The organism is Salicola sp. AFF1 (assembly GCF_056783195.1).
Genome location: NZ_JBXAYL010000009.1, coordinates 133,258 through 159,463 on the forward strand (window position 1 = coordinate 133,258; position 26,206 = coordinate 159,463).

The 26,206-nt window shown below is 61.9% G+C and carries 26 protein-coding genes; 15 read left to right on the forward strand and 11 right to left on the reverse strand.

Going from position 1 to position 26,206, the window contains the following annotated elements; all coding sequences use genetic code 11:
- Positions 1 to 175 precede the first annotated feature (175 nt).
- The 4 genes from moaB to AC1RQI_RS08325 are packed head-to-tail and all read left to right on the forward strand — an operon-like array spanning position 176 to position 2,690.
- Complete coding sequence (moaB, locus tag AC1RQI_RS08310; protein ID WP_481904375.1) at positions 176 to 751, forward strand: molybdenum cofactor biosynthesis protein B; 576 nt, start codon at positions 176 to 178, stop codon at positions 749 to 751.
- Positions 751 to 1,971 (forward strand): molybdopterin molybdotransferase MoeA, encoded by a 1,221-nt coding sequence (locus tag AC1RQI_RS08315; RefSeq protein ID WP_481904376.1) that lies wholly within the window; start codon positions 751 to 753, stop codon positions 1,969 to 1,971. Before moaB ends, AC1RQI_RS08315 begins: the two co-directional genes overlap by 1 nt.
- On the forward strand, positions 1,964 to 2,224 hold the full coding sequence (gene moaD, locus AC1RQI_RS08320; RefSeq protein WP_481904377.1) for a molybdopterin converting factor subunit 1: 261 nt from the start codon (positions 1,964 to 1,966) through the stop codon (positions 2,222 to 2,224). The genes AC1RQI_RS08315 and moaD overlap by 8 nt, the downstream gene beginning before the upstream one ends.
- A gap of 1 nt (position 2,225) precedes the next feature.
- On the forward strand, positions 2,226 to 2,690 hold the full coding sequence (locus AC1RQI_RS08325; protein WP_481904378.1) for a molybdenum cofactor biosynthesis protein MoaE: 465 nt from the start codon (positions 2,226 to 2,228) through the stop codon (positions 2,688 to 2,690).
- On the opposite strand, the gene mobA is transcribed toward AC1RQI_RS08325, so the two are convergent.
- Both mobA and trxA read right to left on the reverse strand, forming a co-directional pair.
- Complete coding sequence (gene mobA / locus AC1RQI_RS08330; protein WP_481904379.1) at positions 2,676 to 3,278, reverse strand: molybdenum cofactor guanylyltransferase MobA; 603 nt, start codon at positions 3,276 to 3,278, stop codon at positions 2,676 to 2,678. The genes AC1RQI_RS08325 and mobA overlap by 15 nt on opposite strands.
- A gap of 39 nt (positions 3,279 to 3,317) precedes the next feature.
- Positions 3,318 to 3,644, reverse strand: a complete 327-nt coding sequence (gene trxA / locus AC1RQI_RS08335) for a thioredoxin TrxA (protein WP_416632578.1) — start codon at positions 3,642 to 3,644, stop codon at positions 3,318 to 3,320.
- Positions 3,645 to 3,828: 184 nt separating this feature from the next.
- Here trxA and ppx point away from each other — a divergent pair, with 184 nt between their 5' ends.
- The gene (ppx, locus tag AC1RQI_RS08340; protein ID WP_481904380.1) at positions 3,829 to 5,343 is read left to right on the forward strand and encodes an exopolyphosphatase; all 1,515 of its coding nucleotides are present in this window, start codon (positions 3,829 to 3,831) and stop codon (positions 5,341 to 5,343) included.
- Here ppx and AC1RQI_RS08345 read toward each other — a convergent pair.
- Positions 5,334 to 7,271: an ABC-F family ATP-binding cassette domain-containing protein gene (locus AC1RQI_RS08345; RefSeq protein ID WP_481904381.1), complete on the reverse strand. Its 1,938-nt coding sequence runs from the start codon at positions 7,269 to 7,271 to the stop codon at positions 5,334 to 5,336. The two genes, ppx and AC1RQI_RS08345, sit on opposite strands and share 10 nt — an antisense overlap.
- Positions 7,272 to 7,296: 25 nt before the next feature.
- On the opposite strand from AC1RQI_RS08345, the gene AC1RQI_RS08350 reads away from it, so the two are divergent.
- Together AC1RQI_RS08350 and bamJ are read left to right on the forward strand one after the other, a co-directional pair.
- Positions 7,297 to 7,806 carry a TIGR02444 family protein gene (locus AC1RQI_RS08350; RefSeq protein ID WP_481904382.1) on the forward strand — a complete coding sequence of 170 codons (510 nt, stop codon included), beginning with the start codon at positions 7,297 to 7,299 and terminating at the stop codon, positions 7,804 to 7,806.
- Entirely contained in the window at positions 7,803 to 8,537 is a 735-nt protein-coding gene (gene bamJ, locus AC1RQI_RS08355) for a BamJ family beta-barrel-assembly machinery protein (protein WP_481904383.1), read from the forward strand. The genes AC1RQI_RS08350 and bamJ overlap by 4 nt, the downstream gene beginning before the upstream one ends.
- 9 nt (positions 8,538 to 8,546) lie before the next feature.
- On the opposite strand, the gene rsd is transcribed toward bamJ, so the two are convergent.
- Positions 8,547 to 9,020 carry a sigma D regulator gene (gene rsd / locus AC1RQI_RS08360; RefSeq protein ID WP_416632583.1) on the reverse strand — a complete coding sequence of 158 codons (474 nt, stop codon included), beginning with the start codon at positions 9,018 to 9,020 and terminating at the stop codon, positions 8,547 to 8,549.
- 98 nt (positions 9,021 to 9,118) lie between these two features.
- Positions 9,119 to 9,634: a disulfide bond formation protein B gene (locus AC1RQI_RS08365; protein WP_481904384.1), complete on the reverse strand. Its 516-nt coding sequence runs from the start codon at positions 9,632 to 9,634 to the stop codon at positions 9,119 to 9,121.
- Positions 9,635 to 9,733: 99 nt separating this feature from the next.
- On the opposite strand from AC1RQI_RS08365, the gene AC1RQI_RS08370 reads away from it, so the two are divergent.
- Positions 9,734 to 10,222 carry a flagellar basal body-associated FliL family protein gene (locus AC1RQI_RS08370; protein WP_481904385.1) on the forward strand — a complete coding sequence of 163 codons (489 nt, stop codon included), beginning with the start codon at positions 9,734 to 9,736 and terminating at the stop codon, positions 10,220 to 10,222.
- A gap of 70 nt (positions 10,223 to 10,292) precedes the next feature.
- Here AC1RQI_RS08370 and rmf read toward each other — a convergent pair whose 3' ends face one another.
- From rmf to AC1RQI_RS08385, 3 genes are all read right to left on the reverse strand, one after another.
- On the reverse strand, positions 10,293 to 10,511 hold the full coding sequence (gene rmf, locus AC1RQI_RS08375; RefSeq protein WP_481904386.1) for a ribosome modulation factor: 219 nt from the start codon (positions 10,509 to 10,511) through the stop codon (positions 10,293 to 10,295).
- 156 nt (positions 10,512 to 10,667) lie between these two features.
- Positions 10,668 to 12,206, reverse strand: coding sequence for a glutamate--cysteine ligase (gene gshA, locus AC1RQI_RS08380; protein WP_481904387.1), 1,539 nt, complete (start codon positions 12,204 to 12,206; stop codon positions 10,668 to 10,670).
- Positions 12,207 to 12,219: 13 nt separating this feature from the next.
- Complete coding sequence (locus tag AC1RQI_RS08385) at positions 12,220 to 14,571, reverse strand: Tex family protein (RefSeq protein ID WP_481904388.1); 2,352 nt, start codon at positions 14,569 to 14,571, stop codon at positions 12,220 to 12,222.
- Positions 14,572 to 14,812: 241 nt separating this feature from the next.
- Here AC1RQI_RS08385 and AC1RQI_RS08390 point away from each other — a divergent pair, with 241 nt between their 5' ends.
- From AC1RQI_RS08390 to pstB, 5 genes are all read left to right on the forward strand, one after another.
- The gene (locus AC1RQI_RS08390) at positions 14,813 to 15,835 is read left to right on the forward strand and encodes a porin (RefSeq protein WP_481904389.1); all 1,023 of its coding nucleotides are present in this window, start codon (positions 14,813 to 14,815) and stop codon (positions 15,833 to 15,835) included.
- Positions 15,836 to 15,977: 142 nt separating this feature from the next.
- Positions 15,978 to 16,994 carry a substrate-binding domain-containing protein gene (locus tag AC1RQI_RS08395; protein ID WP_481904390.1) on the forward strand — a complete coding sequence of 339 codons (1,017 nt, stop codon included), beginning with the start codon at positions 15,978 to 15,980 and terminating at the stop codon, positions 16,992 to 16,994.
- Between the two features lie 72 nt (positions 16,995 to 17,066).
- Positions 17,067 to 18,317: a phosphate ABC transporter permease subunit PstC gene (gene pstC / locus AC1RQI_RS08400; RefSeq protein WP_416632591.1), complete on the forward strand. Its 1,251-nt coding sequence runs from the start codon at positions 17,067 to 17,069 to the stop codon at positions 18,315 to 18,317.
- A 10-nt stretch (positions 18,318 to 18,327) separates the two neighbouring features.
- Positions 18,328 to 19,500, forward strand: a complete 1,173-nt coding sequence (pstA, locus tag AC1RQI_RS08405) for a phosphate ABC transporter permease PstA (RefSeq protein WP_481904391.1) — start codon at positions 18,328 to 18,330, stop codon at positions 19,498 to 19,500.
- 72 nt (positions 19,501 to 19,572) lie between these two features.
- A complete protein-coding gene (gene pstB, locus AC1RQI_RS08410; RefSeq protein ID WP_416632593.1) occupies positions 19,573 to 20,385 on the forward strand; it encodes a phosphate ABC transporter ATP-binding protein PstB in 813 nt (270 codons plus the stop codon).
- Positions 20,386 to 20,401: 16 nt separating this feature from the next.
- Here the strand turns inward: pstB and AC1RQI_RS08415 are convergent, their stop codons facing one another.
- Positions 20,402 to 20,689 (reverse strand): PAAR domain-containing protein, encoded by a 288-nt coding sequence (locus AC1RQI_RS08415; protein WP_416632594.1) that lies wholly within the window; start codon positions 20,687 to 20,689, stop codon positions 20,402 to 20,404.
- Positions 20,690 to 20,805: 116 nt separating this feature from the next.
- Between AC1RQI_RS08415 and rep the strand changes: the two genes are divergently transcribed.
- Complete coding sequence (gene rep, locus AC1RQI_RS08420; RefSeq protein ID WP_481904392.1) at positions 20,806 to 22,821, forward strand: DNA helicase Rep; 2,016 nt, start codon at positions 20,806 to 20,808, stop codon at positions 22,819 to 22,821.
- A gap of 58 nt (positions 22,822 to 22,879) precedes the next feature.
- Here rep and AC1RQI_RS08425 read toward each other — a convergent pair whose 3' ends face one another.
- Positions 22,880 to 23,887, reverse strand: a complete 1,008-nt coding sequence (locus tag AC1RQI_RS08425; RefSeq protein WP_481904393.1) for a formylglycine-generating enzyme family protein — start codon at positions 23,885 to 23,887, stop codon at positions 22,880 to 22,882.
- Between the two features lie 60 nt (positions 23,888 to 23,947).
- Positions 23,948 to 24,952, reverse strand: a complete 1,005-nt coding sequence (locus AC1RQI_RS08430) for a formylglycine-generating enzyme family protein (RefSeq protein ID WP_481904394.1) — start codon at positions 24,950 to 24,952, stop codon at positions 23,948 to 23,950.
- Positions 24,953 to 25,107: 155 nt separating this feature from the next.
- Here AC1RQI_RS08430 and AC1RQI_RS08435 point away from each other — a divergent pair, with 155 nt between their 5' ends.
- Entirely contained in the window at positions 25,108 to 26,115 is a 1,008-nt protein-coding gene (locus tag AC1RQI_RS08435) for a hypothetical protein (protein ID WP_481904395.1), read from the forward strand.
- Positions 26,116 to 26,206 lie beyond the last annotated feature (91 nt).

A 26,206-nucleotide genomic window follows, 5' to 3' on the forward strand; every position in this document is an offset into this window, starting at 1 on the left:
GGATTGGCGGACGAGTGGGGCACCGATCCGCCTGCCTTAATCAGGAATTGCAAAAATACACCATTTTCGGCGCCAGTGCAAAACCCTCCGTTATTACCCCTCAGGGGGCATTGGTCCAGCCCCTGGCGGGTCGTATCATGGCAGAATACGGACCCCTCACAGGAGACCCAATCCAATGGCCGCAGCCAGCGATTTCGTGCCCCTCAACCTTGCCATTCTGACCATTTCGGACACCCGGGGGCCGAGCGAAGACAGCTCCGGCCAGTTCCTGGTGGATGCCGCGCTGGAGGCAGGGCACAGCGTGGTGGCGCGACGCCTGCTCCAGGACGACACCTGCCTGATGCGGGCGCTGGTCAGTCGCTGGATCGCCGATCCTGAGATCCAGAGTGTGCTGATCACAGGTGGCACGGGCCTGCAGGAGCGCGACAGTACGCCGGAGTCACTGGGACCGCTGTTCGAAAAGACGATTGAGGGCTTCGGCGAGGAATTCCGGCGGCTTTCCGCCGGGGAGATCGGCAACAGCACCATCCAGTCCCGGGCCTTCGCCGGGCTCGCCAACCACACGGTTGTCTTTTGTATGCCCGGCTCCACCGGCGCCTGCCGCACGGCCTGGGAGGGCATCGTCCGCGACCAGCTCGACAGCCGCCACCGGCCCTGCAACTTTTCCGCCCTGCTCCAGCGCAAACCCGAACGGGATCTTAAGGGCCTGGACCACCCCATTGCCCTGGACGCTGCCCGAGGCTCCCACTGATGGCTGGCTCCGATGCACTCATAAGCGTTGATGAAGCCCGGTCACAGCTGATGAAGGCGGCCCGGATCCTTCCAGGTACCCAGAGCCTGGCGCTGGATGCCGCGCTCGGGCGGATCCTGGCCGAAAGCCCGGCATCCGCCGTCCAGGTGCCACCAGCGGACAACAGTGCCGTGGACGGCTATGCCGTGCGCACGTTCGATGCCGAAAAGCCAGCACTGACCGTCTCACAGCGTGTACCCGCCGGCCAGGCGCCAGCGCCCCTGGAAACGGGAACGGCGGCCCGCATCTTCACCGGTGCCTCAATCCCCGACGGTGCCGATGCCGTTGTCATGCAGGAAAACACCCGGGCCGACGGGGATGAGGTGCAGCTGCTCCAGAATCCCGAGCCCGGCCAGAACATCCGGCCCGCCGGGCAGGACATCGACACCGGGGCGACCCTGATCCATACCGGCACCCGACTCGATCCCTGGCACCTGGGGCTTCTGGCCTCTGCCGGGCTGCCGACAGTTACCACTTTCCGCCCCCTGCGCGTAGCCATCATCAGCAGTGGCGACGAGCTGGTTCCGCCAGGCCAACCCCTGGCCCCTGGCCAGATCCACAACTCCAACCAGCCGATGCTGACCGGCCTTGTGCGCGCCGCAGGCTGGGATCCAGTGCCCTTCCACACCATGGCGGATACTCTGGAGGCTACCCGGGAGACACTGGCGCAGGCCTCGGAGCAGGCGGACGCAATCATTACCACGGGCGGAGTCTCCGTGGGCGAGGAAGACCACATCCGGGACGCCATCCAGGCCCTGGGTGAGCTGGATCTGTGGCGCATGGCCATCAAACCCGGCAAGCCCCTGGCGTTCGGCCATATCGGCGAGACGCCGGTACTCGGCCTGCCCGGCAACCCCGCCGCCGTGCTGGTGACCTTTCTGGTGCTGGGCCGCCCCTTCCTGCGGGCATGCCAGGGGGAAGGCGGCGACCTCATGCCACAGGCCTATACCATGCCCTCCGGCTTTGCCGTGGAACGCGCGCAGGGACGGCGTGAATTCCAGCGGGTGCGGTGTCGCTCCATCGAGGGCCGCAGCTGGCTCGAACCAGCGCCCACCCAGAGCTCGGGGGTACTCAGCAGTGCCTGCTGGTCACAGGGGCTGGCTATCATTCCGGAACACCAGACCCTGGCGGTCGGTGACCCGGTGTCTTTCCTGCCGTTCCCGGAGTTGCTTCATGGCTGACACCTGCATCACCCTGCGTTTCTTTGCGAGCCTGCGCGAGCGCCTGGGCACCAGCGAGGAGCTATTGCCAGCCGAAGGCGTTGCCAGTATTGGCGATATCCGGCAAAGGCTCCAGCAACGCGGGGATGAGTGGGCCAAACTGCTCGGTGATGAGCGTGTGCTCATGGCCGTGAACCAGGCCATGGCGCGGGCGGATACCCCGGTACAGCCCGGCGATGAGGTTGCCTTTTTCCCGCCAGTCACCGGAGGCTGACATGGTCCGAATCCAGTCCGCCCCCCTGGCCACGGAGCCGGTGCTTGCCACCCTGGAAGCGGATGCCCCCGCCGTGGGCGCCGTCTGCAGTTTCACCGGCCTCGCCCGGGAGCTCGGGGACCATAGTGGCGTCCAGCAACTCTTCCTGGAGCATTACCCGGGCATGACCGAGTCCGCCATAGAGGGCGTGATCGATGAGGCCGCTCAGCGCTGGACCATCCATCGTGCCGAGGTGGTGCACCGTGTGGGCGAAATACAGGCGGGAGAGCGGATTGTCTTCGTCGGAGTCAGCAGCCGCCATCGGCAGGATGCCTTTGAGGCCTGCCAGTTCATCATGGACTACCTGAAGACCAGCGCTCCATTCTGGAAAAAAGAAATCACGGCGGACGGCCAGGGCGAATGGGTGGAACAGAAGGCCAGCGACCGCGAGGCGGCCCGGCGCTGGTCGGATTCAGACGGTCTCTGATCGGGAATCGCCGCTGATCCGCGCCAGATCGTCCGGGCTGTTCACATTCAGGAAGCCATCCACCATGGCACTGCAGTCCATCCACTCTGCCTGCAACTGTTCCGCCAGAGCCAACGCTCGTCGTTCTCCACGACGGAGGTAGCGTTCAACAAGGCCCAACAACGCCACCGGATAATAGCCGTGCACCGGATGGCGTTGATCGCCGGTATCCGAAAGGCAGGGAATAGCCGGACGCCGCCGTGCCGCCTCCAGAATCTGGACCGCCCAGATGGGCGGCAGCCGCGGGGTATCACAAGGCGCCACAACCACTCCCTGGAAGCCACGGGAACGGGCCCAACGCAGCCCCTCTACCAAACCCGCCAGCGGACCGGCATCGGCAAAAGCACGATCAGGCAGGACAGTATCCGTTCGCTGGCCGTAAACCGCTTCGTTGCGATTGGCACTGATCGCCAACGCCGACGTTACCGGCGACAGAACGTCAGCCAGATGATCCACATAGGCGCGCCCGTCGAGCCGCAGAAGCCCCTTGTCTTCCTGGCCCATCCGCTCACCGCGCCCACCTGCGAGAATCAGACCTCCAACCACCATAGCGCATCACAACGCCCCGTTTTGGCGGGGCGAACCGTGTTACAGGTTGCTGTCGAGAAAAGCTGTCAGCTGGGACTTGGACAGCGCGCCCACCTTGGTGGCGTCCACATCGCCGTTCTTGAACAGCATCAGGGTCGGGATCCCCCGGATGTTGAACCGCGGCGGTGTCTGCTGGTTCTCGTCGATGTTGAGCTTGGCGATCTTGAGCTTGCCCTCGTACTCATCCGCGATCTCTTCAAGCACCGGATGGATCATCTTGCAGGGCCCGCACCATTCCGCCCAATAGTCCACAAGCACCGGTACATCCGATTTGAGGACTTCATCTTCGAAGGTGCTGTCGGTCACGCTCACAATATTGTCGCTCATCGCCCTACTTCCAAATTGCCGCTGTATGAATGGGAGTCCGCCAGTCGCACCCCGCTGTTAACGGGACACGCTGTTTTCCCCTCTGTTGCTTGGACCGCTCCACGGGTTAGTATCCGGTTTGAATACCAGCCCTGAACACGGCGCTGTTCAGAATATATGGGCTTTCAGCAGGATTTCAAGACAGGTGACTTCCCCGCACAGTTCCCAGGACGCCCCCCGGCTTCTGGCCGCCGTGGATCTGGGCTCCAACAGTTTCCACATGGTCGTGGCCCAGGCGGTCCACGGCGAGATCCGTACCATTGAGAAAATGGGCGAAAAGGTCCAGCTCGGCGCGGGCCTGGACAGCGACAACTACCTCTCCGCGGAGGCCCGTGACCGGGGCCTGGCCTGCCTGCAACGCTTTGCCCAGCGAATCCGCAGCATGGAGGCGGACTCGGTTCGGGTGGTGGGCACCAACGCGCTACGCGCGGCGCGCAACGCGGATCATTTCATCCAGGCCGCCGAGCAGACGCTGGGTTGCCCGGTGGAAATCGTAGCCGGGCGGGAAGAAGCCCGCCTGATCTATCTGGGCGTCTCCCACACGCTGTCGGACGATGTGGGCCCCCGCCTGGTCATCGACATTGGCGGCGGCAGCACTGAGTTCATCATTGGCGAGCGCTTTGAGGCCCGCGAGACAGAGAGCCTTCACATGGGCTGTGTCTCGTTCCGCAACAGTTACTTCCCGGATGGCAAGATCTCCCGCAAGCGCATGGACAAGGCCATCACCCACGCCCGCCAGGAACTGCTCAACATCCAGCAGCGATTCCGGGAGCGGGGCTGGCAGAGCTGCGTGGGCTCGTCCGGCTCCATCAAGGCCATCATCGGTGTGGTGAACGAGCTGAAGCTGGCCCGCGAGGGCGTTACGTGGGAAGCGATGAAGTCCCTGCGCTCACGGTTGATCGACATTGGCCGGACCAGCAAGCTGGATGCCCTTGGGGTGCGCGAAGACAGGCGCAGCATTTTTCCAGCAGGCTTCGCCATCCTCTATGCCGCCTTCGAGGCTCTGGGCATCGACTCCCTGAGCTTTGCCGACGGCGCCCTGCGCGAGGGGGTGCTCTATGACCTGCTGGGGCGCGACAACCACGAGGATGTGCGCGAACGCACCATCCAGGCGCTACAGGGCCGCTACTCGGTGGACCTGGACCACGCGGCGGCCGTGGAAGCCACTGCCATCCGCGCGCTGGACCAGGTTGGCCCGGCCTGGGGGCTGGACGCCGCCTACTACACCAACCTGCTTTGCTGGGCCTGCCGGGTCCATGAGATCGGGCTGGCCATCAGCCACACCCAGTACCACAAGCACGGCAGCTACCTGATGACCCATTCAGACCTGCCGGGCTTTTCACAGGACGACCAGCGCGCCCTGGCCACCCTGGTCCGAACGCACCGACGCAAGTTCAATAACGGGCTGTTCAAGCACCTCTACCCGGATGAAATACAGCCGATCAAGCGCCTGGCGGTGGTATTAAGGCTCGCGGTTCTCTTCCAGCACGGGCGCGCCGGCGCGGCGCCACCGCCATTCAGCATCAGTGCCAAAGGGGCCCGCATCAGGGTTTCACTGCCCGAAAACTGGCTGGACGACCACCCCCTGACCCGGGCCGACCTGCTGAGCGAAAGCGACTGCCTCAAGCAGGCGGACATCGACCTGGTGATTCAGGAGTAGGCATCCGCCTCCAGTGACTCCAGCGTCTCGCTGGCCTCCAGCCAGGCGGCCTCAGCCTCGGATTCACGCTGCGCCAGTTCCGCCTGGCGATCCAGCAGCTGCTTGAGTTCGTCCTTGCGCGCCGCCTCGTACAGGCCGGTGTCCCCGAGGGCTTCTTCCACCTCGGCCTTTTCCCGGCCAATGCGCTCCAGCTCTTTCTCCCAGCGTTCAACTTCTTTCTTCCAAGGGGCCATCTTCTGGCGTTGCTCGGCGGCCGCTTTCTTGCGCGCCTGGCGTTCCGCCGCGCTTTCCTTCACGTCGGCGTCCGGGGTCGAAGCCTTCGCTCCCGACTTGCTGCTGCTTCCCCCCGAGGTTGCCTCCCCAGATTCCGCCAACCAGCGCTCGTATTCGTCCAGATCCCCATCGAACTCGCTCACGCCGCCGTCCGCAACGCGCCAGAAGGTATCCACGGTGTTGCGCAACAGGTGGCGATCATGGGAAACCAGAACCATGGCGCCATTGAAGGACTGCAGAGCCATGGTCAGGGCCTGACGCATTTCCAGGTCGAGGTGGTTGGTCGGTTCGTCCAGGAAGAGCACATTCGGCTTCTGCCAGGCAATGATCGCCAGCGCCAGACGTGCCTTCTCGCCCCCGGAGCAGTTGCGGATGCTCGCCAGTGCATCGTCCCCGCGGAACCCGAAACCACCCAGGAAGTTGCGGATCGACTGATCCGACGCCTCAGGCGTCAGGCGCTGCAGGTGCAGAAAGGGGCTGGCATCCAGGTCCAGCTCATCCAATTGGTGCTGGGCAAAGTAACCGGGGCGGAAGTGCTCGCCGGTAACCCGTTCGCCACTGAGCAGCGGCGTCGCACCCCGCAGCATGCTGATCAGGGTGGACTTGCCCGCCCCGTTCACACCCAACAGGCCGATCCGGCTGCCCGGCAGCAAATGCAGATGGATGCCACTGAGCAGGGGCTTGCCCGCATACCCCACGGCACCACCCCGGACCGTCAGCAGGGGATTGGAGATCTTGTCCGCCTCGGGGAAACGGAACTCGAACTGGGAGTCCACATGCGCCGGGGCAATGGTTTCCATGCGCTCCAGCGCCTTGATGCGGCTCTGGGCCTGCTTCGCCTTGTTCGCCTGGGCCCGGAAGCGATCAATGAAGGCCTGGATCTCGGCCACCCGTTTCTGCTGCTTCTCATACTCCGCCTGCTGGCGGGCCAGGCGTTCCGAGCGTTGGCGCTCAAACGCATGATAGTTGCCCGCGTAGTAATGCAGCTTACGGTGCTCGAAATGGATGACATGCGTTGCCACCCGGTCCATGAAATCCCGATCATGGGAAATGAACAGCAGCGTGCCCGGGTACTGCTTGAGCCAGCCCTCCAGCCAGTAACAGGCCTCAATGTCCAGGTGGTTGGTGGGCTCGTCCAGAAGGAGCAGGTCCGAAGGCACCATCAGCGCCTGGGCGAGGTTCAACCGGATGCGCCAGCCTCCCGAGAAGCTTTCCACCGGCCGATCCATGTCCTCATCCGTAAAAGCCAGTCCGCGTAACAGGGCCTCGGCCTCGCGCGGCGCGTCCCACGCCTTGAGATTATCAAGCTCGCCATGCACCCGCACCATCTCATTCTCGTCGCCACTGGCTTCGGCGCGGGCCAGGCGCTGCTCCAGGCGCCGCAGTTCGGCATGGCCATCGAGCACAAAATCCCGGGCCGTGCGCTCACTGCCGCCCACTTCCTGTGCCATGTGGGCAATGCGGCAGCCACCGGGGATCTGGATCTCGCCGTTCTCCGGCGCCAGTTCCCCCAGGATCATTTGAAAGAGACTGGACTTGCCGGCACCATTACCGCCAATGAGTGCGACTCGCTGCCCCGGTTGGATGGTGGCGGAGCAGTCCTCAAGCAACCACTGGCCGCCGCGCTGAAGTGTCAGGTTATTCAGTACAAGCATGGCGGCATTCTACAGGAAAGACCCCATGCCACGGCAGGAGCCGCCGGACAATCTCGCGCTGGACAATCCTCTCTGGCAGTATGCGCTGAGCCTCTGGAGCCACGAAGGCATGGCGCAACGCTGCCTCGAAGCCCAGTCCCAGGGACTGGCAGTCATCCCCCTGCTGGTGGCCCTTTTCTGTGCCGCCCGCAACACCCAGGTCCCTGAGGCCGAACCCGTCGCGCTCCAACAATGGCGCGAAGGGGTAACCAGTGACCTGCGCGCCCTGAGAACGAGCCTTCCCAAGCACCACAGCGCCATCGTTGCATTGCGCGACACTGTGAAGGCAGCGGAACTCCAGGCCGAGCAGGTGGAGCTGGCCTGGTGGTGGCAGCACCTGGCGGAACACGACCTGCCCGGTCATCCGGGCCTTTCGCGGGCCCAACTCGCCCGTCATAATCTGGACAGCCTCCTTCCGGAGCTCGCCCCGTCCCTTGCGGCATCGCTGGTTGAGCTGTGGCGGGAGATTATGGAAGCCAACGGAGATCCATTATGATACGACGCACCTCCCTCGCCCGGTACCGCACCCCTCTTGCCGGCGCCTTGCTGATGCTCACGGTCGGCTGCAGCGCCGACGCCGATGTTTCCCTCGAGTCCGAGAACGAGCGCTTGGGCTACGCCATGGGTAAGCTCTTCGCCGACCGCATCCAGCAGGATATGCAGGACCTTGATAGTGATGCGTTCATCGCTGGCGTGCGGGACAGCCTGGAGGGCAATGAGGCCCGCCTGTCGGACGAGGCCATTCAGAAAGCGGTACAGAACTACCAGAAACGCCTTCAGGAGGAAGCCGCCAGCAAGGGGGGCAAACAACAGAGTGACAGTGATGGCGGAGGCGATGCCGAGGCCAACCTGGCTGCTTCCAGGGACTTTCTGAAGGAAAACCGCCAGCGTGACGGCGTCAAGACCACCGACTCAGGGCTGCAATACGAAGTCATTGAGGAGGGGGATGGGCAATCGCCAGGCAAAAACGACCGGGTCACGGTCCACTATACCGGCGAACTGATTGACGGTACGGTCTTCGACAGCTCCCGCAAGCGCGGTGAGCCCGCCACCTTTGGACTGCAACAGGTGATTCCTGGTTGGACGGAAGGGCTCCAGCTGATGAACGAGGGCGACCGCTATCGGCTCTATATCCCGCCCGACATGGCCTACGGCGAAAACGGGCCACCCTCGATCGGACCCAATCAGGCGCTGATCTTCGACGTCAAGCTCATCGAAGTCCAGTAAGGCCCCTGATCAGGCCACCTGATCGGCATGCGCGTTGTGGAGGTTCTCGATCAGGAGATCCTCCAGCTCGAAGCGCTCCTCCATGATCTCGCCCAGGTTCGAAACCCGGGCATACATGGCACGCATGTCGTCCTCCGTTGTCTCGCTCACCTCAAGCAGGTCGTTGAACGCCAGCATTTCCTGGGTGGTCTTGCTGATCTTCGGATAGACCCGGTTGGCCACTTCAATACCGCCGTCGTCGAATTCACGGGCCTCGTTCATGAGTTGCTCGTAGACTTCGAAATGGCCGGCGGAGACATAGTCCAGGAGCTGCTCGCACAGGGAGGAGAGCTGCTCGTACAGCGGCTCCGGCTGACTGAAATCCGGGCTGCTCGCGAGCCCGCAATACTGAACGATCAACTGTTGGCGTGACTGCAACCAGCGATCGATCAGTTCACTGACCCCTCCCCAACGCTCTTTGGCGCTCCGGCAGTCTTCCAGCATATTCCCCTCCCCTCAACAAGTCAGGTGTTTGTGGAACCCCTGGAGGATTCCTGATTGTTGGCATTCAACACCATGTGCAGTTTCAAACTACCGAAACTTTACCACTCCAGCAACCCATCCCGCTGCCGTCCTGAGCCCGCCACCAGTAACCCCAGGCCCACCAGCGCCGCCCCCGCGAACAGAACAAAACTCCAGCCGGCTATGCTCAGCCCCAGGAACTGCCACTGGACTTCCGCGCAATCCCCGGAACCCTCCAGCGCCAACCGGATCACCTCCGTCAACGGGAAGGTTTCACGCAGATAATCGTAACCAGGGCCACAGGGGGGTATCCGGTCCGCGGGCAGGCTCTGGAGCCAGAGCTGACGCCCAGCCAGGCCAGCACCGGTCAGCGCCGGAATCAGCATCAAGGCGCCGCCAAGCCGTACCCCCCAACCGGTAGGCCCAATCAACGCCGCCAGAAGGGCCACCAGTCCCAGCCCCACGAATGCCATGCGCTGGAGCATGCAAAGGGGGCAGGGTTCCAGACCCATCCCATATTCCATGTACAGCGCCACGGCCAGCACGGCCGCGCACGCCAGCGCAACAAGCGTGAACAGTATCCGGTTGAATCGCATGCCTACTCCTGGGCCATTCCCTTGGGCCGGATGCACAACCGCAAACGGCCCCCTACAATGGGGATAAGTTACCACCCACAACCATAGGCAGCATCCTCCATGCGTCAATTTCCCGCATTACTGATGGGACTTATCGCGCCTCTGGCGCTGGCAGCGGGCGGCGGCGGGGGTGATGACAAGCCCCCCTCCACCTATCTGGAACTCTCCCCTGCTTTCGTGGTCAACATCGGCGACAAGGATTCAGTAAGCAGTTACGCCAAGGCCAAGGTCACGCTGCGTTTTCATGAGGGCAAAGCACGCAAGAAAGCCAAAGCACACACGCCCTGGCTGCGCCATGAAGTGGTGATGCTGATGAGCGACCGGTCCGTGGATGAGCTGCAGCGTCCGGAAGGGCAGACCAAGCTGCGACATGCCATCCGCAAGGCCGCGAATGAGCGGCTTGTGAGCGAAGTTCCCGAACTGGCGAAAAACAGCGGGGGCGACGGGCACAAGGACCCGGAACAAGCGGAAGGGGGTGAGGGTGAGTCCAAATCAAAGGGACCGGTCCGGGAAGTACTGTTACCGGATTTCATCGTTCAGGCCCGCTGAGCCGCCCTTGAGCTGGACGCTGCTGCTCGCCGATCGCTTAGCAGGCCAACGGCCCCAACACCGTGCTGTACTACAGCCAGCCCAGAAAGCCGCTGCTGGTGGGCTGACCAGTCCGCTCTGTTGCGACGCTAAGACCGTCTTCCCACCCTGCCTCCCAGGCAGCCCTCACCACATCGGTGCGATAAGGGCAACGCGACGGCTCCATATGGATGGCAGCTGCCGCATAACCATGCTGGTAGGCTTTGTTCAGCGATTCCAGATCCCAGCCAAGTTCCCCACTTTTCGCCATGGCGCCGCGCCTCCGGATGCCGCTTTCAGGTCAGCGAGCAACACCTCGTTACCCTTTGCAACAAACAGTAACAACGGCCAAGGCGATCAACAACTGACCATTAACGGATTGTGCGCCACTGCCTTCCGGTAGAGGGACAGCGTTCACAATGCGGGCTTATTCCGCGAGATAACGGGCCAGGAAGGTCTCGAAGTCCTCGCTTTCCCCGCCCTCGACGGTTTGCTGTTCAGCCAGCGACTGGCGTGCCTGATCAGCAAGGTGGGCGTCCCAGCCATCCGGTGCCTGACTGCGGATCTGCGCCTGCTGGGCGCTTGCCTGAGCCAGCCCCCAGTCCACCAGGTCCCGGCCATCGCCAAGCTCTCCCAGAAGACGGCCCGACGGCGTTTGGGCCGGATCATCCAAACGAGCGCGCATGGTGGCAAGAACGGCCTGGTAGCGTTCAGCACCCGGCAGAACCGCTGCCAGTGACTCAAGCTGATCCAGGATCCGATGCCCTGCCCCGGCCAGCTCCTCGGCTCCGGCGCCAAAGCAGAACCGCGCCCCCGGACTGCGGCCATGTCGGACCACGTCCTGGAACGCATTGTCCAGGCTGTCGCACTCATTATCGTCAATCAGCGGGCTGTCACTGACCAGGCAATGCAGCAGGAACAGGTCCATGAAATCAAGCTGGTCCTCGGTAACGCCCACGGGTGAGAAGGGATCCAGATCGAGACAGCGTACCTCCACGTACTCCACGCCTCGTTGCTGCAGGGCATGCAGGGGCTTCTCGCCGGATTCGGTGACTCGTTTGGGCCGGATGGCGCTGTAGTACTCGTTCTCGATCTGCAGCACGCTGTCGTTGATCTGGATGCGCTGCCCATCCTGGAACAGCCCAATGTCCCGGTAAGGAGGCCAGGTGGTGTGGATGGCGTTATCCAGGGTCTCGGTGTAGGTCTCGAGTCGGTTGAAACAGATATCCAGCGAGGATTGCGCCTGGTTGTTGTAACCCAGGTCGCTCATGCGCAGCGAGGTGGCGCCCTGCTGCAACAGGGTCCGCTCCCCCAATGGTTCCAGGCCGGAGCGCTTGCCGTTCATGAAACTGGTATCCAGCGCCGGTGAGGCCCCGAACAGATACATCAGCAACCAGCTCTGGCGACGGAAGTTACGGATCAGCCAGAAGTACTGCTGGGTCCGGAATTCCCCCAGCGGGCCCGGGTCCCCAAGCTGCTGCTGCCACTGCTGCCAGAAAGCGTCCGGCAGGGAGAAATTGTAGTGGGTACCGGCGATGCTCTGCATGATGCGCCCGTAGCGCCAGGCCAGGCCCCGCCGGTAGACGGTTTTGAGCATGCCAATATTGGAGGTGCCGTATTGCGCAATGGGAATGCTCTGCTCACCATCCAGCCGACAGGGCATGCTCAACGGCCAGAGACGCTCCTCACCCAGATGGCGATGAACATAGCCATGAATGCCCTCAATCGCCGCCATCAGCTCCGGCGTGCTCCCGCAGACCGGGGTGACCAGCTCCAGCAGCGCCTCGGAATAATCCGTGGTAATGGCCGGGTTGGTCAGCGCGGAGCCCAGCGCTTGCGGGTGCGGAGTCTGGGCAATGGCACCGTCCGGGTCCACCCGGAGCCCTTCCTTCTCCAACCCCTTGAAAAAACCCGGCCAGTCACCGCCGGCGATCGACTCCAGGGCCCTGAAACGGCGTTCCCCCATGCAATACTCCCGGTTAATGCTGTTTGTCGGACTGACAGGCGCGCGCAAAAGCCTCCGCCATGGCGCCGCCGGCTTCCGGCTGCTTTTTGGATGTGGTTCCGCGCTTATCCGGGCTCTTACGTTGGCGCTTTCCAGCCGGTTCACCCTGACCGGCCTTTTGGGCACCGGCCGTGTTCTGTTTGCCCTGGCCCGGTTCATCCCCCATACGCATGGTCAGCTCAATACGCTTGCGGTCCTTGTCCACGGACAGCACCTTAACCGTAACGACGTCCCCCGCCCGGACTACATCCCGTGGGTCCTTCACGAACTCATTGGACAGCGCCGAAATGTGCACCAACCCGTCCTGGTGTACGCCAATGTCCACAAAAGCACCGAAGTGGGTCACGTTGGTGACGTTGCCTTCCAGCTTCATGCCGGGCTCCAGGTCCGCAAGCGTCTCCACACCTTCCCGGAACTGGGCATGCTGGAATTCAGGACGCGGATCCCGACCGGGCTTTTCCAGCTCGTTCAGGATGTCGCGGACCGTCGGCTCACCAAAGCGCTCATCCGCGAGTTTTTCAGGGTCCTGGGCCCGGGTGAATGCGTGATCACCGATAACCGCATCCAGGGACCGACCCTCCTTCTGCGCCAGGGCCTCAACAAACCCGTAGGCTTCCGGGTGGACTGCCGAGGCATCCAGCGGGTGCTCCCCGTCCATGATGCGCAGAAAGCCTGCCGCCTGCTCGAACGTCTTGGCACCCAGCCGGCTCACCTCCAGAAGCTCGCGGCGGCTGCTGAACATGCCCTTCTGCTCCCTGAGCCGGATGATGTTCTCCGCAATCCCGGTATTGAGCCCGGCCACGCGCGTGAGCAGGGGCACCGAGGCGGTATTGAGATCCACCCCAACGGCGTTCACGCAATCCTCGATCACCGCATCCAGGGTCCGGGCAAGCTGCACCTGGGAAACGTCGTGCTGATACTGGCCCACACCAATGGACTTGGGCTCGATCTTGACCAACTCCGCCAATGGATCCTGAAGGCGCCGGGCAATGGAGACCGCGCCGCGGATGGTCACATCCAGCTCCGGCAGCTCCCTGGACGCATATTCGGAAGCGGAGTACACGGATGCCCCGGCCTCGTTCACCATCACCCGAGTGACGCCCAGCTCCGGGTAACGTTTGATAAGATCCGCCACCAACCGGTCCGTCTCCCGGGACGCGGTGCCATTACCGATGGCAACCAGGCCGACCCCGTGCTGGCGACACCAGCCCGCCAGTTGCTCAATCGACTGGTCCCACCGGTTCTGTGGTGAATGAGGGTGAATGGTGCCCTGGTCCAGAAAACGGCCTGTGCCGTCCACGATAGCCACTTTCACGCCGGTGCGGAGCCCCGGGTCCAGGCCGATGGTGGCTGTCTTGCCAGCGGGCGCTGCCATGAGCAGGTCCTTCAGGTTGCTGGCAAAGACCTGGATGGCCTCGGATTCAGCGCGTTCGCGCAGACTGCCCATGAGATCGGTTTCCAGGTGCGTACTGAGCTTGACCCGCCAGGTCCAGCGCACCACGTCGCCCAGCCAGGGATCCGCCGGGCGCCCCTCATTGCGGATGCCCCAGTGCGCAGCAATCATCCCCTCAGCCGGATGGGGCGCGCGACTGTCCGCTTCCGGGTCGCCCACCTCGATGCTGTACTGCAGTACGCCCTCATTACGGCCCCGGAATATCGCCAACGCCCGATGGGAGGGCACCTTCTTCAATGGCTCGCGATGATCAAAGTAATCCCGGAAACGCGCCCCTTCTTCCTCCTTGCCGCTGACCACCTGAACACGCAGCTGGCCGTCCTGCCACAGGAAATCACGCAGCCGGGCCAGCAGGTCCGCATCCTCGGCAAAACGCTCCATCAGGATGTAACGGGCGCCATCCAGTGCGGCCTTGGTCCCATCAATGCCGGCCTCCTGATTGAGGTAATCGCCGGCCAGGGCTTCCGGCTCCTGATCCGGCTCCTCGAACAGCGCATCCGCCAACGGCTCCAGCCCTGCTTCCCGGGCGATCTGGCCCTTGGTACGCCGTTTCGGCTTATAGGGCAGGTACAGGTCTTCCAGCCGGCCCTTGGTATCCGCCTGGCTCAGGCTGGCCAGCAGCTCATCGGTCAGCTGCCCCTGGTCCCTGATGGTCTCGATGATGGTGGTGCGCCTGTCCTCCATTTCCCGGCGATAACGCAGCCGCTCGTCAAGCTGACGCAACTGGCTGTCATCCAGGGAACCGGTGACTTCCTTGCGGTAACGGGCAATAAAAGGGACGGTCGCGCCGTCATCCAGCAGGGCCACGGTGGCATCCACCTGGCGCTGGCTGATGCCCAGTTCATTGGCAATAGCCTGATTGATTGAGCTCATGGGAAACCGTTTCCAGTGGGTTTGAAATCCGCTCGCCATTATAGCGATGCGACCGCGCAGGTACAGGCTTCAACACTTTTCAACCCACAACCACTTCCGCGCCTGAAAGAAAAATGTCACAGTCCCGTAACCTGCGAGGTCTTCGCGTTTTCAGGGTTGCTGTCGCCTGCTGACGCGACCGTGAAGGCGGAGACGCTGACTGATGACATCCTGTCGATAAACGCTTTTTCGGGAACAAACCATGACTCGCAAGCATCTTCTCACGGCTGCCATTGCCACCGCCCTTGTCGCACCTGGTGCCCAGGCCCTCGAATTTACCGCCCAGGACGGGCTCAGCCTGGCGGAAAACACCACCTTCAACCTTTACGGCACCGTTGAACCCAAGGTCATCTCTGAAAAAAACGGAGCCGGGGACAGTTCCACGGAACTTGATGATGAAGACTCCACCCTCGGGTTCGGCTTCGAAACGCGCCTCGGCAATGCGGTTACCGCCTACGGCCAGATCGAACTGGAATACGAGAGCGATGGAGACGATGGCAGCGGCGCCTTTGACGGCCAGGACAGTGCCTTCCTCGGCCTCAAGGGCAACTTCGGCAAGCTCCAGGCCGGCAACTTCGACAGCGTTTACGAGGACCTGATCATCGACGCCACCGAAGTCGCCGAGGACGCCGAGATCTCGGATGAGGCCTTCGCCAGCGAGGACAACCAGGTCGCCTACTACAGCCCGGACTGGAACGGCTTCAGCTTCCGCACCCAGGCGCGGATCCAGGGCCGGGACGAAGGCCCTGCCAGCGAGGAGAGCAACGAGGTGGGTCTCTCCCTCGCCGGTGGCTACACCGGGGATAACTGGGGACTTTATGCCGGTTATGACGACCGTGGTGCCGAGACCGGAACCAATGCCGCTGGCAACGATGTCTATGTCAGCGAAAACACTTACGGTATGTCCGGCCTCTACGGCATCGGTCCGCTTGAATTCGGCGCCAAGTACTCAATCCAGGAAAACCTGGAGGGTGACCCGGCCGGTGACGAGACCACCTTCACTGCCCTGCGCGGCACGTTCAGCCAGGGCCGCACCGAGTTCTACGGCGCCGTTCAGCGCGTCTCACCGGATGACGAAACCGTTGTCAGCGAACGTGACGAACTCACCCTGGGCGTCTCGCATCAGCTCTATGAGCCTTTGAGCCTCTGGGCGGAAGCCGGCTGGTACGACAAAGCGAACGATGAAGGCGACAACGTCATGGTTGGCGCCATCTTCAGCTTCTGAGCCCCAGGACTGGCTTTTCCCGCCGGGACCAGCCCCGGCGGGAAGGCTGCCCCGCTCCTGTCACAAAACTGTCATAGAACTCTCATAAACTTTCAATCTGATGAACGAGATGAACAATTGGGGCAACCTTAGGAGTCTCCTGATGCAGAACTGGAAGAAATCCGCCATCGCACTGGCCGCACTCATGACCGCGAGCACCACCTCGCTCGCCCAGGAGCGCGATCAGATCCGGATCGTGGGGTCGAGCACGGTTTACCCGTTTGCCAGCTATGTGACAGAGGAGTTCGGGGCGACGACGGAATATCCCACACCCACCATTGAATCCACTGGCTCCGGCGGCGGCTTCCGGCTGTTCTGCGAAGGGGTCGGCGCAGGCACGCCGGACATCACTAACGCATCACGCCGCATGAAGCCCAGTGAATTCGACCGGTGCCAGGAAAACGGCGTCGAGAAGATCACCGAGGCAATGATCGGCTCCGACGGCATCGTGTTGGCTCAAAGCAGTGATAACAAGGACATCAACCTGTCCCGCGAACAGATCCTGTTAGCCGTAGCCGCCAAAGTGCCCCAGGACGGGGAGTTGGTTGAGAACCCCTACGACAGCTGGAACGATATCGACGCCAGCCTGCCGGATCGCGAGATTGAGATCCTCGGCCCGCCGACCACCTCCGGCACACGCGACGCCTTTGAGGAGCTGGTTATGGCGGATGTCAGCGAAGAAGCCGGCTATCCGGGCGAATACACCGACATCCGCTCCGATGGCGCCTACGTGGATTCCGGCGAGAACGACAACCTGATCATCAAGCGCATCCAGGAGAACAAGGCGGCTTTCGGCATCTTCGGCTACAGCTTCCTTGAGGAAAACCGGGGCAGCGTCAAGGCTGCAAAGGTCGATGGCGTGGCGCCAACAACCGAAAACATTTCCACTGAATCGTACCCGGTGGCGCGCAGCCTCTGGTTCTACATCAAGAAGGCGCATGAAGGGTCGGTGGCGCCCGGTATTGACGGCTACGTCAGCCTCTTCATGGATGACCTCATGATCGGCCCGAACGGACTGCTGGTGGAAGAAGGTCTGATTCCACTGCCCGACAGCACACGTCAGGAGTGGCAAAAGCATGTCGCGAACCGGACCGTACTGAAGCGTAGCGATCTGGAATAATCTCTGGTAGTTTCCCGGCTGCTTCCGCCGCCAGCGGACAGTCGGGTTTTCGTGTGTACAGGAGAGGCAAAAGTGGGCGTAGGTGAAACCACGCTGTTACTGCTCGCGGGACTGATCCCGCTGGGCTACGCCGGATTCCACCTCGGCCGGCGCAAAGCTCTGGCCACTCAGGCCGATGGCACTCGCCTGCATTCCAGGCCCCAACAGTACGGCTGGTATTCCGTCGTCTCCATGGCGATTCCCGCCATTGGCGTCGCCGGTGCCGCCTCCCTGTTGAACCTTCTCGGCTGGCTTGCCCTGCCTTCGGAGCTGGTGCTGGCCATGACGCTGGTCACGGCACTCGCCGGCTTCGCTTTCGGGCTGAAAGCCATCCGACCCAGCCTGCGCGCCCGCAACACGCTGGACCGGGTGGTGCGCTGGCTGTTACTGGGGGCGGCCCTGATCTCCATCATGACCACCATTGCCATTGTGCTGTCGGTCATCTTCGAAGCCATGCGCTTTTTCCGCGAAGTCAGCTTCTGGGAGTTCATCACCGGAACCACATGGGATCCGGGCGACTCTTTCCTTGAAGCGGCAGGGCGCGGTGACGAGGTCAGCGAAGGCGGTGGCGGCATGTTCGGTTCCGTGCCCCTGTTCGCGGGCACCTTCATGGTCACTGGCATTGCCATGGCCGTGGCGCTGCCCATTGGCCTGCTGTCAGCGATCTTCATGTCGGAATACGCCTCGCTGCGGACCCGTGGCATCGTCAAACCCATCCTGGAGATCCTTGCCGGTATTCCCACTGTGGTCTATGGCTTCTTCGCGGCCATCACCGTCACGCCGATCGTGGTCGATATCGCCGGCTTCTTCGGGCTGGATGCGTCCTACAGCAACATCCTCTCTCCCGGCATTGTCATGGGCATCATGATCATCCCCTTCATCTCCTCGCTTTCGGATGACGTAATCAACAGTATTCCCCAGAGCCTGAGGGAAGGCGCTTTCGCCCTGGGCACCACCCGTTCCGAGACCATCCGCAACGTCGTGATTCCAGCGTCTCTGCCCGGGGTCATCTCGGCCTTCCTTCTGGGGGTTTCCCGCGCCCTGGGCGAGACCATGATCGTGGTGATGGCGGCGGGCGTGCGCCCGAACCTGACCTGGAACCCGCTTGAGGACATGACGACGGTCACCGTGAACATCGTCTACTCACTCACCGGGGACCAATCCTTCGACAGCCCACAGACGCTTTCAGCGTTTGCCCTGGGGCTGGTGCTGTTCATTGTGACCCTGACGCTGAACATCATCTCGACGGTGATGGTGCGGCGATTCAAGCAGCAATACGACTGAGCGAACCGAGATGAGCACCCGCAGACTGACCGGCTCCGCCGACAACCCGCGCCTTCGCCGGCGCTATCGCGCGGAAAAGCGCTTCAAGGCCTATTGCATTGGTGCGGTCACCATTGCCTTCGCCATCATCGTGGCGTTTTTCAGTGACATCATCAGCCAGGGCTACACCGCCTTCATGCAGCACCAGGTGAAGGTCACCCTGGAATACAACGACCGCTCGGAACGGCTCGGCCAGTTCGCGCTGCCCAGCGACATGCGGGACATCGCCTCGCGCGGGGCTACCCGGTCAATCCCCAGGGCCATCGACCGCAACCCTGACCTGCTCGGGACCACGGAAGAGAAATGGGTCCCGGTGAAAGCGGAGGTCGACCAGTACCTGAAACACGACCAAAGCATTGCCAGTGACCTGCAGCAGCAGGTCGATGAACTGGTCTCCCAAGGTCGGATCCAGAACGCCTTCAACACACGCTTCTTCACCACCGGGGATTCCAAGCTTCCGGAACTGGCCGGCATTTTCTCGGCCGCCGTGGGCACCCTCTATGTACTGGGTATTACACTGCTGTTCGCGTTCCCCATTGGCGTGATGTCCGCGGTCTATCTGGAGGAGTTCGCCCCGGACAACAAGCTGACCCAGACCATTGAGGTCAACATCAACAACCTGGCAGCCGTACCGTCGATCATCTTCGGTCTTCTGGGGCTGTCGCTGTTCATCAACTTCTTCGGGGTACCGCGCTCCTCCGCCCTGGCCGGGGGACTGACGCTGGGGCTGATGACGCTGCCCATCATCATCATCAGCACCCGGGCCGCGTTGCGCGCCGTACCGGACCCCATCCGCCTGGGCGCCTTCGCCATGGGCTGTTCGCGCTGGCAGGTGGTGCGCGACCACGTGCTGCCATCCTCACTGCCCGGCATCCTCACCGGCACCATCATCGGTCTGGCCCAGGCTATGGGCGAGACGGCACCGCTGATCATCATCGGCATGATCGCCTACATTCCGGATGCACCCTCCGGTATTTTTGAATCCGCCACGGTACTCCCAGCACAGGTTTTCACCTGGGCATCGGAACCCCAGCAGGCGTATGTGGAAAAGACAGCCGCCGGCATCATGGTGCTGCTGGCCGTGCTGCTGTCACTCAACGCCACTGCCGTCTTCCTTCGGCGAAAGTTTGAACGCCGCTGGTAGCGCTCTACGAGGTGCCTTATGTACTCTGAAGCCACAACTGACCCATCCGAGACCATGGAATCAACAACCGCTATGACGGGGCAGACCGACACTGACACCACGGCCCAGAAAACCGAGACCGCCGAGAAGAACGTCAAGGTCCAGGCCGAAAACGTACGCCTCTGGTATGGCGAGGCCCAGGCGCTCCATAACCTCAATCTCAACATCTATGAGCGCGAGGTCACCGCCATGATCGGGCCCTCGGGCTGCGGTAAGAGCTCCTTCCTGAAGTGCCTCAACCGCATGAATGACCTGGTCCCGAATGTCCGGATTGAAGGCAACATCACCCTGGACGGCGAGGATATCTACGCCCCGGATGTCGACGTGGTCCAGCTGCGCAGCAACGTGGGTATGGTCTTCCAGAAGCCCAACCCCTTCCCCAAGAGCATCTACGAAAACATCGCCTATGCCCCCCGGCTGCATGGCATCGTCAACAGCCGCCGCGACCTTGATGACCTGGTCGAGAACTCGCTCAAACGCGCCGGACTCTGGAAAGAAGTCTCTGATCGGCTCCAGACGCCCGGGACCGCCCTTTCGGGGGGCCAACAGCAGCGCCTGTGCATCGCTCGCGCCATTGCCGTGAATCCGGAAGTCATACTGATGGACGAACCGGCTTCCGCCCTGGACCCGCTGGCCACCGCCACGATTGAGGAACTGATCGACGAACTGAAGGATCGCTACACCATCGCCATCGTCACCCACAACCTCCAGCAGGCGGCCCGGGTGGCCAACTACACGGCGTTCTTTCACATGGGCGAGATTGTCGAGTTCAACGACACCGACACCCTGTTCACCAACCCGCGCGAACAGAAAACCGAGGACTACATCACCGGCCGCTACGGCTGAAGGGCCAGACCGGCCCTCAGCCGATCAGCACCGTAGGGTTGCCGACGACCAGCATGCCGCCATGCATGGTGGCGCACCCCTGGGTGGAGGCAGGGCTTCCATTGATGAACACCGTTGGCGAGCCTTCGGCGACGATATCCGGCGGTCCCACGCAGATGGCTGTATCGCCCTGGCGTACTGCCGGTTTCCCCCCAATCAACACATTCGGTGACCCTGCTATCGTAGGGCCTCCCACATGAGGCTTGGGGCCATCAAACATAGGGCAAATGTGGAAATCCCCAAGGGTTGCGGCTGGTCTTCCCATGAACGTCTCCCTGTTCCTTGCTGTAGCATGTCGTAGTGATTTAATCACTGCTCAGAGCGCCGATCAAGCCACGCCCACTCGATGCTACAATACCGGACCATTCAGGAGGACTGCCCGTGGCCGATCTCAACCCCCGCCAACGCGAAGCCGTAAAATACCTGGACGGCCCGCTTCTGGTGCTCGCTGGTGCCGGCAGCGGCAAGACCAGCGTGATCACGCGCAAGATCGCCCACCTGATTGAATACGCCGGCTACCCTGGGCGCCACATCGCCGCCGTCACCTTCACCAACAAGGCCGCGCGGGAGATGAAAGAACGCGTGGGTAAGCTGGTGGACCGCCGCGCGGCCCGTGGGCTCACCGTGGCCACCTTCCACAACCTGGGCCTGACCATCCTGCGCGAGGAGCACGACGCCGTAGGCTACCACCCTGGTTTTTCCATCTTTGACGCCGAGGATGCACGCGCCCTGCTGCGCGACCTCCTGGCCGAACATGCCCCGGACACGGGACTGGAGGTGGGCGACCTGCAGGCGACCATTTCCAACTGGAAGAACGCCATGCTGCTGCCGGACCAGGCCTTGAGCCGGGCCAACGACGCCCGCGAGGAGCGCTTCGCGGTCATCTACCAGCACTACGCGGACTACCTGAGAGCCTACAACGCCCTGGATTTCGACGACCTGATCCTGCTGCCGGTGCTGTTGTTCCGCAACCAGCAGGAGATCCTCCAGAAATGGCAGCGCCGTATCCGCTACCTGCTGGTGGACGAGTACCAGGACACCAACCTGAGCCAGTATGAACTGGTACGCCTGCTGGTGGGCCACCGCCAGGGCCTGACGGTGGTGGGTGACGACGACCAATCCATCTACGCATGGCGCGGCGCGCGGCCGGAAAACCTGGCGCAACTCAAGGAAGATTTTCCGTCGATCAAGATCGTCAAGCTGGAGCAGAACTACCGTTCCATGCGCCGTATCCTGAGCACCGCCAACACCGTCATCGCCAACAACCCGCACGTCTTCGACAAAGCCCTCTGGAGCGATCTGGGCGTAGGCGACCCCATCCGCGTCCTGCGCACCCGGAACGAGGAAGGCGAAGCCGAACGCATTGCCTCCGAGATCCTGGACCAACGGCTCCGCAGCCGGTCGGAATACCGGGACTTCGCGGTACTGTACCGGGGCAACCACCAGTCGAAGCTGCTGGAGATCAAGCTCCAGGCCTACCAGATCCCGTACAAGATCTCAGGGGGCACCTCCTTTTTCGCCCGCAACGAGATCAAGGATGCCATGGCGTACCTGCGCCTGCTGACCAACCCGGACGACGACGTAGCCTTCCTGCGGGTGGTCAACGTGCCCCGGCGCGAGATCGGGCCCCGAACCCTCGAGCAGCTCACCGGCTACGCCCGCCAGCGCCAGATGAGCCTGACCCGGGCGCTGGACGAAGTCGGTGCCGACAGCCATATCCAGGGCCGCGCCCTGGACAAGCTCCGGCGCTTTTCCCACTTCCTCCACGATGTACGCCGGCGTCTGGAGAACGAGGACGACACGCTGGGCGTGATCCGGCGCATGTTCACCGAGGTTGAATACGAAGAATGGCTGTACCAGAACGCCTCCAGCGCCAAGCAGGCCCAGAAGCGCATGGAAAACGTCTGGTACCTTCTGGATTCCATCGAGCAGATGGAACCGGATGAGGACGACGGCGACACTGAACAGACCCTGGAGGATGCCGTCAGCCGCCTGGTCCTGCGGGACCTTCTGGACCGCCAGGAGGAAGAAGACGACAGCGACCGGGTGCAACTGATGACCCTGCACGCCTCCAAGGGACTGGAATTCCCCCACGTGTTCATCATGGGGCTGGAAGAAGAGCTGCTGCCTCACCGCAGCAGTATCGAGACGGAAACCATCGAGGAGGAACGGCGGCTGATGTACGTGGGCATCACCCGCGCCCAGCGCTGCCTGACGCTGACTTACACGGCCCAACGCAAGCAGTACGGCGAGCTCATTGAGCCCATCCCCAGCCGCTTCCTGGACGAAATGCCGGACGAGCACGTGGAGCGCGAGGGCACCACGGACAACGACCCGGAAGCCAACCACCGCCGGGGCCGGGCCACGCTGTCCGCGCTTATGGACGATCTTTCATGAGGTGCCCAGGCCGCGCCGCTGGTTTACGCCAAAGTCCCACGCCCCCTGAGCTCGGATCTTACAGATCCCGGGCCAGGCGAATACCCCCAACGGTGCTGCCAGGGTGTTTTTTATATTTGCGATAGGCTGACAGCATCCTGGCAGGACCAGAGGTTATGGCCCCGCCGCGCAGAACCCGCCTGCAATCCTCATCATCCTTGAGCCAGGCCGAACCATCCGTGGGGGCACCCTTGTAGTTAGGGTGCCAGCAATCCTGAACCCACTCCCAGGCATTGCCGTGCACATCATAAAGTCCGAAGGGGTTGGGCTCGAAAGAGCCCACCGGGGCTGTATCCTGCTCATCCCGGGGGCGATCGTCCCATTGGCTGCCACAACCATCGCAGACTGCACGCCCCTCGCCCCGGCCTGCGTCATTGCCCCACCAATACCAGGTACTCGTTCCAGCCTTGGCGGCGTATTCCCATTCCGCCTCCGTGGGCAGCCGATAGTTGTGGCCCGTCTGCTCGGACAGCCAATCGGCATAGGCTTGGGCCCCATGCCAGCTTACTTCAACCACTGGCCGTTGTTGATTTTGAGGTCCTTCCGCAATCTCATACTCATAATAGTGGGTCAGTCCCCAAAACCCCTCGACTTTTTTTTCGATGAGCTTGTTATGCAAGCCCCACACTTGGTCCGTTACCCATTCATAATTCTCCGGACTCTGCAGGCCTGGTCCCCGGTGGCCCTTGGCATTCAGAAAACGCACGTATTGGGCATTAGTAATCTCATGAGTGCTAAGGGCGAACGGCTGGTCAATGGTGACTTGGTGAGCTGGAACACTCTCCCGGAGGACGAAATCATTCGGGGCCTCGCCCATCATGAAACGTCCGGCGGGGATCACAACCATTTCCGGCCCCCGGCCGCCGTCCTCGAGCCGGTCCTGAAAACGCGTCCCTGGGGTCAGTTCCCGGGCGTTCACTTGCGCTGATTCAGCGCCCCTACCTTTGGACGCATCACAGCCTGGAAGAGCGCTACAAAGCAGGAGCAAGCCAATGGCATTGAGCCGGTTCCGTATAAGGTTGTCCACAGATGAAGGTCCTTCTTTAGCGTGTTCCTTATCAGTAGGGCCAAGCCCCGCCATGCCAGATCACAGATCCCGGGCCAGGCGAATGCCGCCAACGTTGCTGGCTGGGTGTTTTCGATATGTGCGATGAATCGACTGCATATCGATAACGCCGGAGGATATGGCGCCACCTCGCAGGACCCGCCTGCAATCCTGAGCATTGGCTTTGAGCCAAGCCGAGCCATCCGTGGGGGCACCTTCGTAGTTGGGGTGCCAGCAATCCTGGACCCATTCCCAGGCATTGCCGTGCACATCATAAAGTCCGAAGGGGTTGGGCTCGAAAGAGCCCACCGGGGCTGTATCCTGCTCCTCCCGGGGGCGATCGTCCCATTGGCTGCCACAACCACCGCACACAGCGCGCCCTCCGCCCCGGCCGCCCTTGTTGCCCCACCAGTACCAGGTACTCGTTCCCGCCTTGGCGGCGTATTCCCATTCCGCCTCCGTGGGCAGTCGATAATTGTGGTCCGTCTGCTCGGACAGCCAGTCCGCATAGGCTTGAGCCCCATGCCAGTTCACATGGGTGACCGGTCGCTGTTCGTTATGGGCCCCTTCAGCAACCTCATACACAGAGTGGCGGGTCAGTCCCATCCACCCCTGAACGTCACGCTCGACGATCTTGCTATACCGCCCCCATGTTTTACTGAAAACCCAATCATAGTCTTTGGAGTGAGGGCCTAAACGGCCCATAGCGTTCAGGAACTCCACATACTGGGCATTAGTGATCTCATGAGTACTTAGGGCAAACGGCTGGTCAATAGTGACTTCGTGAACAGGAAGGCTTTCCCGGTCAAAATCATGCTTCGGAGCATCTCCCATCATAAAACGCCCAGAGGGGATCACGATCATCTCCGGGCCCTGCCCGCCGCTCTTGAGCTTATCTTGAAAGCGGGTACCAGGAGCCAGCTCCCGGGCCTTCACTTGCGCCGCAGCTTCGGTATCCGTTTCACTGAAGCCATCACAACCTGCCAGCCCGCTACAAAGCAGGATCAAGCCAATGGCAGTGAGTCGGTTCCGTATAGGGTGGTCCACAGCGAAAGATCCCTTTTCAGCTTATCCATATGTGGGCTCTGAAGCGTACGACAATCCACCTTTACTCTCAACCCTCAGCATGTTGTTGCTGCCAAGCCGTTGATGTAGTATCCAAATTGAAGGAATGGAGCCAAAAGGGAATAGGAGAAACGATAATGGCACTCTCATCGAACGACGTGGACATTCAGGTCAGAAACCGCGTCGAACAGTTAATCAGCGACCGCTGGCTGGATGACGTAACCCAAGGTGTCAAAGAAGGCGCTGCCGAATTTATCGAGGCCCGTGAGCACGACCTCAATTACAGCCTGATGGCCTCCACAGCCATGGGTCTGGGCTGGATACTGGCGCCTCACACCATGGCAGCCCGCTCCGTGACCCTCTCGATAATTGGCACAGGCGCAGCTTGGGCCAATCACTTCCGAAGCGAATATAACGACTCCCTCAGGGACCCGGCCAATGCGCCGGGCAACGTCTCGGGTCTGAAAAACCGAATGATCGACCAGCTTCAAAAGCGGCCCTCCGAGTTTGCCCAGAGGGGCGCGGGCAAGTGGCTGATTGAGCCAATCAAGGAGTTCATCCTTCAGGAGGTACAGAGCGGATCAATCACCACAAGCCATGAGATTCATAAGTATGTTCTGGATATCCTCGAGAACCTGGCTGTTAACAACACCCCCAAGTCAAAGGTCATCCCGACTGATCGGAGCCAGTTGATCAAAGCCACCAAAAAAAGCATCAAGGCCGAAGCGCTACGGTGGGAAACACTGTATCAACATTCTCATCACTCGGCGCAGCGTATCGTGACGCCAAAGCCTCATGCAGGCATCAAACGGCACACGACCAGAATAACCCCGAAAATCATCGTGTCGTTGGGAGGACAAGAACACGAAGCGGACCCAGCGGTTCAGGACTGGCTACTGCATAATTCCTGGCGCTTGGAGGTGCTGAACAGGAACTCAGGCTGGGATTGGGGATGGAATGAGTTAAAGGTCCAGCCCGAACTACGTGTAACCCTTGCCCGGGGCGGTCGTACCACCCTGCCCAAGCCCGGCACAAAAGGGCAGTGGGAAATCACAACCGGCTCCGCGGACCTTCCCACCAACCTGAAGGTCACTCAGTCCGACATCCGCCGCGCGCTGAATATGGCGCCAAATGCAGCAGCCTGAGAGCAGATGGCTAACCCGGATTTCTCATGAGCATCCAGAAACCGGACTGCTGGCCGCGTAGCGGGCTGTTGGCTCAGCTCTCAATCCCGAT